The following is a 14,322-nucleotide window of genomic DNA, read 5'->3' on the forward strand; positions in this document are numbered from 1 at the left end:
TTATGCCTAAAGATACAAAATCTTTAGGTAATAACAAAGCCCCAGCTTGTGAAAGTCGGGGCTTTGTGCGTAAAAAAAGAAGGTGTACAATTTTTGACACACCTTCATTTTTTGTATTACAGATAAATTTTGCTTGGTTGAGCTAAGTCAATATTTAAGTATGAGGAAAATGTAGACATAAAAAAAGGAGCAACGCCTTGCTCCAACCTTTGTTAACCTTAAATCTAATACTATGAAAAACACGTTGCAAAGGTACGTGTTTTAGTGGATTTTGCAAATAAAACAACTAAAAAAATATGTTTTCTAACACGTTTTAATACTTTTGTCCTATTTGTTAAGGATGAGGACTTTTTTTATTTACTTGTATTTTGTCTTTTTTACATATAAAACCGTATATTTGTTGCCACTTTTGCAAAAGGATAAAAACGAATGGTTTCAGTAGATAATTTGAAAGTAGAGTTTGGAGTAACGCCTCTGTTTGAGGATGTGTCATACGTTATCAATAAGAGAGATCGTATTGCGCTGGTCGGGAAGAATGGGGCCGGTAAGTCTACTATGCTTAAGATATTGGCAGGAATACAGGCGCCTACTTCAGGTAGTGTTTCTGTTCCGCGTGATGTGACGATAGGCTATCTGCCTCAAGTCATGATTCTGAGTGATAAACATACTGTGATGGAAGAGGCGGAGATGGCTTTTGAACATATCTTTGACTTGCAGGCTAGTATTGAGAGAATGAATCAGGAGTTGGCGGATAGAACAGATTATGATTCAGAAAACTATCATAAACTGATTGAGAAATTCACCCATGACAATGAACGCTTTTTGATGATGGGAGGTACCAATTATACAGCTGAGATAGAACGTACATTGATGGGGTTGGGATTTAGCCGGGAGGATTTTAACCGTCCTACATCTGAGTTCAGTGGTGGATGGCGTATGCGTATAGAGTTGGCCAAGTTGCTGTTGCGACGGCCCGATGTGTTGCTGTTGGACGAGCCTACCAATCATCTGGATATAGAAAGCATTCAATGGTTGGAAAACTTTTTGAAGACAAGTGCGGGAGCCGTTGTATTGGTGAGCCACGACCGTGCATTTATTAATAATGTGACCAATCGTACGATTGAAATATCTTGCGGGCATATCTATGATTATAAAGTGGCTTACGATGAGTTTGTGGTATTGCGCAAAGAACGTCGTGAGCAGCAATTGCGTGCATACGAGAACCAGCAGAAGCAAATTCAGGATACGGAAGATTTCATAGAGCGTTTCCGTTATAAGGCTACCAAGGCTGTACAGGTGCAGAGCCGTATCAAGCAATTGGAAAAAATAGTTCCTATTGAAATTGATGATGAAGATAATTCAGCCTTGCGGTTGAAGTTTCCGCCTGCCATGCGTTCCGGCAATTATCCGGTCATTTGTGACGGGGTGAAGAAAGCATATGGCAGTCATATCGTTTTTCACGATGTGACTTTGACTATTAATCGAGGTGAGAAGGTGGCTTTTGTCGGAAAGAATGGGGAAGGTAAGTCCACTTTGGTGAAATGTATAATGGACGAAATCCCATACGAAGGTAAACTGACCATCGGGCACAACGTACAGATTGGTTATTTTGCTCAGAATCAGGCTCAGATGTTGGATGAAAATCTGAGTGTCTTTGATACGATTGATTATGTGGCAAAAGGGGATATTCGTTTGAAGATTCGTGATATTCTGGGAGCATTCATGTTTGGAGGTGAGGCTTCTGATAAAAAAGTAAAGGTACTGTCGGGTGGGGAGCGGAGTCGTCTTGCCATGATAAAACTTTTGTTAGAACCGGTGAATTTCCTTATTTTGGACGAACCTACCAACCATCTGGATATGCGCTCAAAGGATGTATTGAAAGAAGCTATCAAGGAATTTGATGGAACGGTGATTGTTGTTTCTCATGACCGTGAGTTCTTGGATGGACTGGTGACCAAAGTTTATGAATTCGGAGGTGGAGTAGTAAAAGAACACATTGGCGGCATTTATGATTTTTTACAGAAAAAGAAAATAGAGAGTCTGAATGAGTTGCAGCTTTCGGCTTCTCCTACTGTGTCTGCCACTAAAAAGGAAGAACCCGAAACGGTTAGTGAGAACAAATTATCTTATGAGGCGCAAAAGGAATTGAATAAGAAAATTCGCAAATTGGAGAAACGAGTTGCGGATTGTGAACAGAAAATAGAAAAGCTGGAAACTGAGATTGGCGAGGTGGAAGCTGATATGGCTACTCCCGAAGGTGCATCGGATATGGCTTTGTATGAAAAGCATCAGAAACTGAAAAAGGACTTGGATCAGACGGTAGAAGAATGGGAGACCGTTTCTATGGAATTAGAAGAGATGCAGGGAAGTTAAAGTATGTATCATATATATAGAACAAATGAAAGCAAAACATTATTTACCAATGGCTGTATTGGCTCTGGCAGTAGCTGCCGGATGCGACAGTAAAAAGGAAGCCGTCATGACTTCGGGTATAGACTTGACAAATTTGGACACTACGGCTGTTCAAGGAGCTGATTTTTATCAGTATGCTTGTGGCGGATGGATGAAGAAACACCCTCTGACCAATGAATATTCCCGTTTTGGCTCATTCGATATGCTTGCTGAAAATAATCGGGAACAACTGAAAGGATTGATTGTGGAAATTGCTGCCGGGCAGAATGCGCAAGGTACAATAGGTCAGAAAATAGGGGATATCTATAATTTGGCTATGGATAGTGTGAAACTGAATGCGGATGGAGTAACTCCTATTCAAGCTGATTTGGAAAAGATTGCTTCAGTGAAGGATAAATCGGAAATAGTTCCTTTGATGGCGGAACTGGCTCATAGCGGTGTATTCCCTTATTTCAGTTTCTATGTGGGTGCCGATATCATGGACAGTAAGAGCAATTTGTTTCAATTGTATCAAGGGGGTATCAGTCTGGGTGAAAAAGAATATTATCTGGACAATGATGATGTGACTGTCAATATCCGTAATAAGTATAAGGAACATATTGTAAAGATGTTCCAATTGGCTGGTTTTGATGAGGCTGCCGCTAAAAAGAAAATGGAGGCTGTAATGGATATCGAAACCCGTATTGCAAAAGCTTCTTTTAGTGCGGTGGAACAGCGTAACCCTGCGGCCAATTATCATAAAATGTCTTTGGATGAATTAAAGAAAGAGATTCCGGGCATTGACTGGGATGCTTTCTTGAATGGTATAGGCGTGAAAGGGGTGACTGAACTGAGTGTTTCTCAAGTGGAGCCGATTAAAGAGGTTGAGAAAATTATCAATAGCTTGCCGGTTGAAAATCAGATCGCTTATATGCAATGGAGTCTGATAGACAGGGCTGCCGGTTACTTGAGTGATGATTTGGTGGCACAAAATTTTGATTTTTATGGAAAAACACTATCCGGCAAACAGGCTAACCAACCTCGTTGGAAGCGTGCTGTAAGTACTGTAAATGGAGTACTGGGTGAAGCGGTAGGTCAGATGTATGTGGAGAAATATTTTCCGGCAGCCGCAAAAGAACGTATGGTGCAGTTGGTAAAGAATCTGCAGACCGCATTGGGAGAACGTATTCGGAATTTGGAATGGATGGGTGACAGCACAAAGATTAAAGCTATTGAGAAGTTGAATTCTTTTTATGTAAAGGTAGGCTATCCTGATAAGTGGAGGGATTATACCGGTTTGAATATTGAAAAAGATTCTTATTGGGCCAATGTGAAGCGTGCTACAGAATTCGAACTGGATTATATGTTATCCAAGGCAGGAAAGCCGGTTGACAGAGATGAATGGGGAATGACTCCGCAGACTGTCAATGCATATTATAATCCGACCACGAATGAGATTTGTTTTCCGGCGGGTATTCTTCAATATCCGTTTTTTGATATGAATGCTGATGATGCATTTAATTATGGAGCTATTGGCGTGGTTATCGGTCATGAAATGACTCATGGATTCGATGATCAGGGACGTCAGTTTGATAAGGATGGTAATTTGAAAGATTGGTGGACAGCCGAAGATGCCAAACGTTTTGAAGAACGTGCTCAGGTAATGGTGAATTTCTTTGATAGCATCCAGGTTTTGCCGGGACTCAATGCCAACGGTTCTTTGACTTTAGGTGAGAATATAGCCGATCATGGTGGTTTGCAGGTTTCTTTCCAGGCGTTCAAGAATGCGACAAAAGATGCTCCCCTGCCGGTAAAAGACGGATTTACTCCGGAACAGCGCTTCTTCTTGTCATACGCCGGAGTGTGGGCTGGCAATATCCGCGACGAGCAGATTCGTTTGCAAACCAAGTCTGATCCACATTCATTGGGCAGATGGCGTGTGAACGGAGCACTCCCTCAAATAGGTGCATGGTATGATGCTTTTGGCATTAAAGAGGGGGATCCTATGTATTTGGCTCCTGAAAAACGTGTTTCTATTTGGTAAGCTTTGTATGTAAAAGATAATAAGAAAGCATGGTAATTGCTGAGAATTCGGCATTTACCATGCTTTCTTTTTGGAATTTACATGATAAACACCTATTTTTGTGCCCGATGAAACGGAGACGATACATAGCATGGGTATTGATGTTGGTCAGCATTATCATGTTGACAGCATCTGTTCTGCCTCATCATCATCACCGGGAAATTCTTTGTTTGCAGCATGATATGACTTTGTGCGGCTGTCAATGTTCCGTGCAGCATCAGCAGCATAATAATAGTTCTGATGAGAATCATACATGTAATGCCGGATGTGTGACCAAGTTTAAAAGTGTAACTCCGGATCGGGCCCAAGACAGTGTTTCTCCTGATTATTCGTTTTGTTTGCTGTTATATACGGTGACGGATGTATTGGCGCTTTCATTGCGGTTGACAGAACACAACACATTACCTTATAATTACTATTTAGAAAAACTGCATTCTACGTGTCTTCCCCACGTAAAGGGGTTGCGTGCTCCTCCTTGCGATGTTCTTGCTTAACAGATAGAAAGTTTATCTTTTTATCCGCAACTTTGTTGCATTTTCTTTACACTAATTTTGCATTTAATAAAAAGTAAGAACAAATAATATCATCATGAAGAAACTTATCTTTATGGGAGTCTTGGGCTTGTTCCTCTTAGGCTCTTGCAACAGTAAATCGGGTCATGATCACGAAGGACACGATCATGGAACGGAGGAAGCACATAATCACGACCACGAAGGGCATGACCATAATCACGAAGGGCATGACCATGAAAAAGAAAACCACGACCATGAGAATGAAGGTCACGAAGGGCATAATCATGAAGCGGAAGCTTCTGCAGCCGGACATTCCGATGAGATAATTCTGGCTCCAGAAAAAGCGAAAGCAGCCGGGGTAGAATCGGAAATAATCCGGCCTGAATCATTCCGTCAGGTGATAACGACCAGCGGTCAGGTGCAGGCAGCACAAGGCGATGAAAGCGTAGTAGTCGCCAATGTAGCCGGTGTGGTTTCTTTCCGCCATCCGGTAACGGACGGTATGAGTGTGAGCAAGGGGGCTCCCATTCTGAATATCTCTGCTGAGAATATGCCGGACGGAGACCCTGTAAAACGTACCCGTATCGCATATGAAACCGCCAAAAAAGAATATGAACGTGCCGCCAAGTTGGTAAAAAGTCAGATAATATCGCAGAAAGATTTCAATGCCATTAAGGAGAGTTATGAAAATGCATTATTGGCATACGAGGCTATTTCAAAGAACCAGACCAAGACAGGTGTGTCCGTCACAGCTCCTTTAGGTGGTTATATCAAGAATTGTCTGGTGCAGGAAGGTGACTATGTGTCGGTAGGCCAGCCTTTGGTGAGTATCACTCAGAACCGTCGTCTGTTCCTTCGTGCAGATGTTTCCGAGAAATATTATGGTTATCTGCATAGCATCCAGTCGGCAAACTTCAAGACTCCATACGATAATAAGGTATATGAGCTGGGTGAGTTGAAAGGGCGTCTGCTTTCTTATGGTAAAGCATCCGGTGGTACTTCTTTTTATGTGCCTGTAACTTTCGAATTTGATAATCGGGGAGATGTGATTCCCGGTTCGTATGTGGAGGTGTATCTGCTCTCGTCGGAAATGCCCGATGTGCTGGCCTTGCCTGTTACGGCACTGACCGAAGAACAAGGTTTGTACTTTGTTTATCTGCAACTGGATGAGGAAGGATATAAGAAACAGGAGGTAACTTTGGGAGCGAGCAACGGAAAGAAAGTGCAGATTCTGACCGGTTTGAAAGCCGGTGACCGTGTGGTAACAAAGGGAGCTTATCAGGTGAAATTAGCGTCGGCCAGCAATGCGATTCCGGCTCATAGTCATGAACATTAATCAGCCGTCCTATGCTAAATAAGATTATACATTTTTCCCTTCAGAACCGTATATTGGTTCTGGTGGCGTCGGTTTTGCTGCTTATCGGCGGTACTTACACGGCTTTTCATACGGAAGTCGATGTGTTCCCCGATTTGAATGCGCCGACTGTAGTGATTATGACCGAAGCGAATGGTATGGCAGCCGAAGAGGTGGAACAATTGGTAACCTTTCCTGTAGAAACTGCCGTGAACGGTGCGACCCATGTGCGCCGGGTGCGTTCATCTTCCACCAATGGCTTTTCCGTTGTGTGGGTGGAATTTGAATGGGATACCGATATCTATCTGGCCCGTCAGATTGTCAGTGAGAAATTGTCCTTGGTCAGCGAGGAGCTGCCCGAGAATGTAGGTAAACCTACCATGGGACCTCAGTCTTCTATTTTAGGTGAGTTGCTGATTATCGGTCTGACTTCGGATACTACTTCCATGCTCGATCTCCGTACACTGGCAGACTGGACTATCCGTCCGCGCCTGCTCTCTACGGGAGGTGTGGCACAGGTTGCCGTGCTGGGAGGTGATATCAAGGAATATCAGGTGTTGCTTGACCCTGCCCGCATGAAACATTACAATGTTACGTTGGCAGAGGTGATGAACGTTACCCGTAACATGAATCAGAATGCCAATGGCGGAGTGATTTATGAATATGGAAACGAATATATTGTTCGCGGGGTGCTTTCCAGCCATGATGTGGCTCAGTTGTCACGTTCCGTCATCAAGACGGTGGAAGGGGTGCCCGTTACATTGGAGGATATTGCCGATGTGAAGATTGGTTCGCAGGAACCCAAACTGGGTACTGCTTCGGAGAGAGGAAAACCTGCCGTACTGCTGACCGTTACCAAACAACCCAAGACCGGGACTATTGAACTGACAGAGCAGTTGGAAGCCGCATTGAAGGATTTGCAGAAGAATCTTCCGGCTGATGTACACGTTTCTACAGATATTTTCCGTCAGAGCCGTTTTATTGAAAGCTCTATCGGCAATGTGAAGGATTCGTTGTATGAAGGTGCTGTTTTTGTGGTGATTGTTCTCTTCCTGTTCCTTGCCAATGTACGTACCACGGTTATTTCATTGGTAACCCTTCCGTTGTCATTGATTGTTTCTATATTGACTCTTCACTATATGGGACTCACCATCAATACCATGAGTTTGGGTGGTATGGCCATTGCCATTGGTTCGTTGGTGGATGATGCCATTGTGGATGTGGAAAATGTATGGAAGCACTTGCGTGAGAATCGCTTGTTGCCCGAAGGGGAACGTAAGAGCGTGATTGAAGTCGTGTTCAATGCTTCGAAGGAAGTGCGTATGCCTATCTTGAACTCTACCTTGATTATTGTAGTCAGCTTTGTTCCTTTGTTTTTCCTGACAGGAATGGAAGGGCGTATGCTGGTTCCGTTGGGCATTGCCTTTATTGTGGCGTTGTTTGCTTCTACGGTAGTGGCTTTGACACTGACTCCGGTACTGTGCAGCTATCTGTTAGGTAATAATAAAGGCAAAGGATTGCCCAAAGAGGCATTTGTGGCCGTATGGATGAAAAAGCATTACCGCAATGCCTTGTTATGGTCCTTGAATCATAAATCCGCAGTATTGGGTTTTACGGGTGGACTGTTTGCGGTGGCATTGGTTATGTTTTTTACATTAGGACGCAGTTTCCTGCCATCTTTCAATGAAGGTTCGTTCACCATTAATATCAGTTCATTGCCGGGAATTTCTTTGGCAGAATCGGATAAAATGGGACACCGTGCAGAAGAGTTGCTGATGTCTATTCCCGAAATACAGACTGTAGCCCGTAAAACGGGACGTGCCGAACTGGATGAGCATGCATTAGGGGTTAACGTGAGTGAAATTGAGGCCCCGTTTGAATTGAAAGACCGTTCCCGCCAGGAACTGGTAGCCGATGTGCGTGCCAAGTTATCTACCATTACCGGTGCGAATATCGAAATAGGCCAACCTATCAGCCACCGTATCGATGCCATGCTTTCGGGTACCAAGGCCAACATTGCCATCAAACTGTTTGGTAATGATTTGAACAAGATGTTTGCCATCGGTAATCAGATAAAGGATGCCATCAGCAGTGTGGAGGGTATTGCCGACTTGAATGTGGAACAACAAATCGAACGTCCGCAGCTCAAGATTGTTCCCAAACGCGAGATGCTTGCCAAATTCGGTATTTCTTTACCGGAGTTTGCCGAGTTTGTATCAGTGAACATGGCGGGTGAAGTCGTTTCACAGGTATATGAAGAAGGCAAAGCGTTTAATCTTATTGTCCGTACCAAGGATGAGGTGCGTGATGAGATGGAGAAGGTGCGCAACCTGATGATTGATACCGGTGACGGTCAGAAAATCCCTGTCAACTATGTAGCCGATGTGGTTTCTGCCATGGGACCGAATACCATCAGCCGTGAGAACGTGAAGCGTAAGATTGTGATTTCGGCCAATACCAGCGGTCGTGATTTGCGCAGCGTGGTGAATGATATACAGGAACGGATTGATGCGCAAATCAAGCTTCCCGAAGGATATCATGTGGAATATGGCGGTCAGTTTGAAAGCGAGCAGGCGGCCAGCCGTACGCTGATGCTCACTTCGTTTATGAGTATCGTGGTTATCTTCCTGTTGCTTTATACCCAGTTTAAGAATGCAGCCCAAAGTGGAGTCATTTTGTTGAATTTGCCTTTGGCGTTGATTGGTGGGGTATTTGCATTGATGATAACAACGGGTGAGATAAGCATTCCGGCTATTATCGGCTTTATCTCGTTGTTTGGCATTGCTACCCGTAATGGTATGTTGTTGATAAGTCATTACAATATGTTGCGCGAAGAAGGTATGGAGTTGAAAGAAAGCATTCTCCACGGTTCGTTAGACCGTTTGAACCCTATCCTGATGACTGCGTTGTCTTCCGCGCTGGCTTTGATACCTTTGGCATTCCGTGGCGATTTGCCGGGTAATGAAATACAAAGCCCGATGGCGAAAGTTATTCTTGGAGGTCTTTTGACATCGACTTTCCTGAACGCTTTCATTATTCCGATTGTTTATGAACTGATGAACCGAAAGAAGAAATAATAGAAATAATATGAAACGAATCTTAGTTATAATAGCCCTCTGCTCTCCCTTGCTGATGCAGGCCCAGAGTATTGAGCACATTTTGAAAAGCATCGAGCAGAACAATAAAGAGCTCAAGGCACAGAAACATGCCGCCGATGCGACCAAGATGGAAAACCGGACAAACAACAACTTGCCTGATCCTACGGTGAGTTACAGCTCTTTTTACAGTAATGGTGCCGAAGGTGGTCACGGTACGGAATTCGTTGCTTCGCAAGGTTTTGATTTTCCTACTCAGTATATTGCCCGCAACCGGCAGGCTACTTTGCAGAACGAAGCGGTGGACAAGCAACAACAGGCTGCCCGCCGGGATATTCTGCTGAATGCGAAGAATCTCTGTCTGGACCTTATTCTGTTGAATCAGGAAAAGACATTGATGGATATCCGTATGAAAAATGCAGATGAATTACAGGCACTTTATGAAAAACGTCTGACTACCGGTGATGCGAATATACTGGAAGTCAACAAAATCAAGATGGAGCGTATGAACGTGCAGACGGAAGTTGCCCAAAACAGCGCAGCTCACCGCACTGCCTTGCAGTCTCTGCTTGCCATGAACGGTAACATGCCTTTGGAGTTTGCTGAAACCACGTATCCTGCCATACAGGAAATCAATGATTACAATGTTATGAGGGATGAAGTGATGGCGTCAGACCTTGACTTGCAGGCCGCCGCCGCTACTGCCCGTGCCGCCGAGAAGCAGGTTTCGGTAGACCGCCAAGGATGGTTGCCGAAGCTGGAAGCCGGCTTTCGCCGTAACACGGATGATGCGGTTTCGATGAATGGTTTTGTGGTAGGGGGCTCCTTGCCTTTGTTTCAGAATCGTAAAAAGGTAAAGATAGCCAAGGCACAGGCTATCAGCGCTCAGCTTATGCAAGAAAGTGCTAAAGACCGGGTCGAGGCTTCCCTGATGTCTCTTTTCAATGAGATGCAGCAGTTGAAGGATGCCATGAATGCGTATGATGTCCCTTTGATGTACCGTTCGCTGGATTTATTGAAACAGGCATTGACCGAAGGACAAATTTCATTGATTGAATATTTTGTGGAAACGGAAAGTATTTATAAGAATCTTCAGGCGTATATGCAGATTGAGAATCAATACCAGAAGGTGATGGCGAATATTTACAAGAATAACCTATAAAATGTTAGGACTCGGTAAAATCTGTCATTTGATTATTATAAGGATGAAGAAATAATCCAAATAATATTAATGATTTGTCTGTTTGGAATACAATAGGATAGGGGTTATGTTATATAGGCATGACCCCTAAAACTATAAATATGGATAACTTGAAATTACTGGCAATAGTAACCGGAGAAGGCGAATTTGTGAATAAGAATTTAAGAACCGGATTATGGCTGAGCGAACTCACCCATATTTATCACGGCGCCAAAAAGCAAGGAATAGAAATTACCGTTGCCAGTCCCAAAGGAGGCGATACTCCTATCGATCCGGAGAGTTTGAATCCCTTACTCATGGATGAGATAACTAAAACCTGTTGGGAAGATTCCATATTTAAGAATGTATTGCAGCATACTAAAAGTTTGGATGAAGTCTCCGAATTTCAGTTTGATTGCGTTTATTTGGCGGGAGGACATGGTTCCATGTATGATTTTCCGGATAATATTGTCCTGCAAGCCATCTTAAAAAAGCAATATGAAAATGAAAAGAAGGTGGCAGCCATTTGTCACGGTGTTTGTGGATTGTTGAATGTGACGTTGGCTTCCGGCGAATATCTGGTTAAAGATAAGAAGCTTACAGGATTCAGCCGGGCTGAAGAAATTCTGGCAAGAAAGGAAAGGGTCGTGCCTTTCGATTTGGAAACCGAACTGAAAGACAGAGGTGCCCGCTACGAGAAAGCATTGATTCCGATGACTTCAAAAGTCGTTATTGACGGTAATCTGTTCACCGGAGAGAATCCGTTCAGTTCCAAGAAAATGGCAGAAGTCATCCTGCAATGTTTCAGTAAGAAATAAAGTTATTAATTTGATTAGGAAATGAATTTAGAAGAGGTATTGAACTTCCGCCGGTCTGTGCGGAGGTATGATAAAAATAAACCGATAGACCCGGAAAAGGTGAAACATTGTCTTGAACTGGCTACGCTGGCTCCCAATAGTTCCAATATGCAATTGTGGGAATTTTATCAAATAACGAATCCCGGACTGATGGCGAAAGTTTCAGAAGCTTGTTTAGGGCAGTCGGCTGCTTCTACGGCTTCGGAAATTGTTGTTTTTGTTACTCGTCAGGATTTGTATAAAAAGCGTGCTAAATTTGTGCTTGACTTTGAAGAAGGAAATATCAGGCGCAATAGTCCGAAAGAGCGTCAGGAAAAACGTATTAGGGACAGGAAGCTGTATTATGGTAAACTGATGCCTTTCATTTATGCAAGGTTTTTCGGGCTTCTAGGGCTTTTCAGGGTGATATTGGCGAGAACCATCAGCCTGTTCCGCCCTATGATGCTGGAAGTTTCGGAATGCGATATGCGTGTGACGGTAAATAAATCCTGTGCCCTTGCTGCCCAAACCTTTATGATTGCCATGGCAAACGAAGGCTATGACACTTGTCCGCTGGAAGGTTTTGACAGCAGGCGGATGAAGAAACTATTGAAGCTGCCCCATGGGGCAGGCATCAATATGGTTATACCTTGCGGCATACGGGATGGGAACAAAGGCATTTGGGGAGAACGGGGCAGGGTTCCTTTCGATGAAATCTATCATAGGATATAAGAGAACAGGGTATTCCTGGCGGGTGATGAAGGTGTATTCCCTTAGATATTCCATCAGCATGCCGAATCGCTCTTCCTGAGTGTGCTTGGAAGAAGACGTCTTGAAACCGTATGTGGGGTCTGCGTGTTCCAGTTCCTTTTCACCCTTTCTGTATACTTCTTTGACAAAATGGCGTGTCGGATTGAATTTGACACTGTCGAAGTGCTTTGGCCGGAAATTATAAGAATGCCGGTTACATCCTTTTTTTGATTCTCGATAAAATCCGGAAACGGTTGTTGTTCGGACGGCATAAAAAATGTGCCTGAAGAATTGGGCTGCCTTTTATGACAGAGTGACTTCCGGCACATTTTTTCTTGTTTATTCCTGTTTATTTCTTTTTCTTCTTAGCTTCTTTCGCCCATTCTTTAGCTCCCTGCTCTTTCAGTTTCGCGGTGAAAGCCTTTGCTTTTTCCATGCTTGCGTTTTCGTCTTCGGGTGAAGCGTATGCATGTTTGTAACCTTTGGTCACGTTCCATTCACCTCGTGTGAAGTCCGGGAAGGCTACTGCCGCACAGCCGTTATCCATAGAGATAGCTCCCAGTTCGGCCAAACAGCACCATTCGGCCAGGTCATATACATCCATGTCCAAAGGCAGTCCGTTTTGCAGGCAATATACCAGACGGCTGTCCATGATGAAGTCCATACCGCCATGGCCGCCGACTTCTTTTGCCATTTCACCATATTTCTTTAAAATAGGATGCTGGTATTTCTCAACAAGTGCTTCCATTTCTGCCTGAGGTAAGAATCCGTGAGAGTTCAAATCGTCTACTTTGGGTTGCACACCCGATGCGGTCAGTTGTGCTGCATCCAAAGCATATCCTTCAACGGGATATTTATTGGCAAACCCTTTGCTTCCTGTCAGTTGGTACAGGCGGTTGTAAGGTTGGGGAGTCATTACATTATGTTGGATTTCAATAACTTTTCCATTTGCTGTGCGAAGCAGGGTGGTGGTATGGTCTCCGTTACGGAATTCTTTACATTCTTCGCCGGTTCTCTTCTCCACTAAATCTTTACCAACAACAGATTTGGTGTCCATAGCTACTAAAGTGGTTATACGGTCACCACGATGGATATCCAATGCTTGTGCTACAGGACCTAGGCCGTGAGTGGCATATACATCACCCCGGTGTTTCATGTTATAATCCAAACGCCATCCCAGTTTGTCTTCTTTGCCGTTTTTCCAATAATGATCCCAGAACGGGCTTAAATTGTGAATGTAGGCTCCTTGGGCACGGATTACTTCGCCAAATACACCTTGTTGTGCCATATTCAGTGTATTCATTTCAAACCAGTCATAGCAACAGTTCTCAAGAATCATGCAATGCTTGCGGGTTTTTTCACTCAGGTTGATTAAGTCCCAGCATTCTTGCAGGTTAATGGCCGAGGGAACTTCAATAGCTACATTTTTACCGTTTTCCAATGCGCATTTTGCTACCGGGAAATGATGCAACCAGTCTGCGGCGATATAAACTAAATCTATGTCTGTACGTTTACATAATTCTTCATATCCCTTTTCTCCGGAATAAATGGCAGCTTTCGGCATAGATGCTTTCTTTAGGATATCCTGACATTTTTCTGCACGGGATGCTTCATAATCACAAAGGGCTACAATTTGTGTACCGGGAATATAAGTGAAGCGCTCTACGGCTCCGGGGCCTCGCATTCCCAATCCGACAAATCCTACGCGGACTACCTCCATTTTAGGGGTGGTTAAGCCTAATACGCTTTTCTGGCCGGTCGGACGTTCAGGAGTATCAATCACAATGGTTCCTTTGTCCCATGTCCAGGAATCTCCTGAACTTACGGTTTGTGCTGTCGTGGTTTGTGGTAAGCACATGCATAGGGTTGTACCCATACATAAGCTTATCATCAATGATTTAAAGGTTCTCATACTTTTTGAATTTAAAGATTAAAATTTAAAAATATAGGTTGTTTCTTGAGTCAACCACTTGAAACTTAATTATATTTCATGTTAATAATAAGAATATTTTTTATTTTTGCGCTCAAAGATAATTAATCTTTTTTGATTATGGATATAAGTTCGTCCTCTTTTTTCTAAGAAAAAGGTGAGTTAATAAATAATATGAAAGAAGGGAAAAA

General features: G+C 43.5%; 9 protein-coding genes. 8 read left to right on the forward strand and 1 reads right to left on the reverse strand.

Annotation, left to right across the window (positions count from 1 at the left end; translation table 11 throughout):
* The first annotated feature begins 429 nt into the window (after nucleotides 1-429).
* The 8 genes from RE317_RS15360 to RE317_RS15395 all read left to right on the forward strand — a co-directional run bounded on the left by RE317_RS15360 (nucleotide 430) and on the right by RE317_RS15395 (nucleotide 12,183).
* Nucleotides 430-2,373 carry an ABC-F family ATP-binding cassette domain-containing protein gene (locus RE317_RS15360; RefSeq protein WP_008667957.1) on the forward strand — a complete coding sequence of 648 codons (1,944 nt, stop codon included), beginning with the start codon at nucleotides 430-432 and terminating at the stop codon, nucleotides 2,371-2,373.
* 25 nt (nucleotides 2,374-2,398) lie between these two features.
* Entirely contained in the window at nucleotides 2,399-4,435 is a 2,037-nt protein-coding gene (locus RE317_RS15365; RefSeq protein ID WP_008782371.1) for a M13 family metallopeptidase, read from the forward strand.
* Nucleotides 4,436-4,464: 29 nt separating this feature from the next.
* Nucleotides 4,465-4,968, forward strand: coding sequence for a DUF6769 family protein (locus tag RE317_RS15370; RefSeq protein WP_005848874.1), 504 nt, complete (start codon nucleotides 4,465-4,467; stop codon nucleotides 4,966-4,968).
* 94 nt (nucleotides 4,969-5,062) lie between these two features.
* Complete coding sequence (locus tag RE317_RS15375) at nucleotides 5,063-6,322, forward strand: efflux RND transporter periplasmic adaptor subunit (protein ID WP_005842605.1); 1,260 nt, start codon at nucleotides 5,063-5,065, stop codon at nucleotides 6,320-6,322.
* Nucleotides 6,323-6,333: 11 nt separating this feature from the next.
* Complete coding sequence (locus RE317_RS15380; RefSeq protein ID WP_008667961.1) at nucleotides 6,334-9,417, forward strand: efflux RND transporter permease subunit; 3,084 nt, start codon at nucleotides 6,334-6,336, stop codon at nucleotides 9,415-9,417.
* 10 nt (nucleotides 9,418-9,427) lie between these two features.
* Nucleotides 9,428-10,597 carry a TolC family protein gene (locus RE317_RS15385; protein WP_005940860.1) on the forward strand — a complete coding sequence of 390 codons (1,170 nt, stop codon included), beginning with the start codon at nucleotides 9,428-9,430 and terminating at the stop codon, nucleotides 10,595-10,597.
* A 140-nt stretch (nucleotides 10,598-10,737) separates the two neighbouring features.
* Nucleotides 10,738-11,433 carry a type 1 glutamine amidotransferase domain-containing protein gene (locus RE317_RS15390; RefSeq protein ID WP_008667973.1) on the forward strand — a complete coding sequence of 232 codons (696 nt, stop codon included), beginning with the start codon at nucleotides 10,738-10,740 and terminating at the stop codon, nucleotides 11,431-11,433.
* A 21-nt stretch (nucleotides 11,434-11,454) separates the two neighbouring features.
* Nucleotides 11,455-12,183, forward strand: a complete 729-nt coding sequence (locus RE317_RS15395) for a nitroreductase family protein (RefSeq protein WP_005848864.1) — start codon at nucleotides 11,455-11,457, stop codon at nucleotides 12,181-12,183.
* Between the two features lie 367 nt (nucleotides 12,184-12,550).
* On the opposite strand, the gene RE317_RS15400 is transcribed toward RE317_RS15395, so the two are convergent.
* Nucleotides 12,551-14,113, reverse strand: a complete 1,563-nt coding sequence (locus tag RE317_RS15400; protein ID WP_117889625.1) for a Gfo/Idh/MocA family protein — start codon at nucleotides 14,111-14,113, stop codon at nucleotides 12,551-12,553.
* Between the last annotated feature and the right edge of the window lie 209 nt (nucleotides 14,114-14,322).

This window comes from Phocaeicola sp. GP0067 (assembly GCF_031119655.1).
In the GTDB taxonomy this organism is placed as follows: domain Bacteria; phylum Bacteroidota; class Bacteroidia; order Bacteroidales; family Bacteroidaceae; genus Phocaeicola; species Phocaeicola vulgatus.

Coding starts and splice junctions, on each gene's coding strand:
- RE317_RS15385 (WP_005940860.1), top strand. CDS start 9,428: ATGAAACGAATCTTAGTTATAATAGCCCTCTGCTCTCCCTTGCTGATG.
- RE317_RS15375 (WP_005842605.1), top strand. CDS start 5,063: ATGAAGAAACTTATCTTTATGGGAGTCTTGGGCTTGTTCCTCTTAGGC.
- RE317_RS15380 (WP_008667961.1), top strand. CDS start 6,334: ATGCTAAATAAGATTATACATTTTTCCCTTCAGAACCGTATATTGGTT.
- RE317_RS15390 (WP_008667973.1), top strand. CDS start 10,738: ATGGATAACTTGAAATTACTGGCAATAGTAACCGGAGAAGGCGAATTT.
- RE317_RS15400 (WP_117889625.1), bottom strand. CDS start 14,113: ATGAGAACCTTTAAATCATTGATGATAAGCTTATGTATGGGTACAACC.
- RE317_RS15370 (WP_005848874.1), top strand. CDS start 4,465: ATGGTAATTGCTGAGAATTCGGCATTTACCATGCTTTCTTTTTGGAAT.
- RE317_RS15365 (WP_008782371.1), top strand. CDS start 2,399: ATGAAAGCAAAACATTATTTACCAATGGCTGTATTGGCTCTGGCAGTA.
- RE317_RS15395 (WP_005848864.1), top strand. CDS start 11,455: ATGAATTTAGAAGAGGTATTGAACTTCCGCCGGTCTGTGCGGAGGTAT.
- RE317_RS15360 (WP_008667957.1), top strand. CDS start 430: ATGGTTTCAGTAGATAATTTGAAAGTAGAGTTTGGAGTAACGCCTCTG.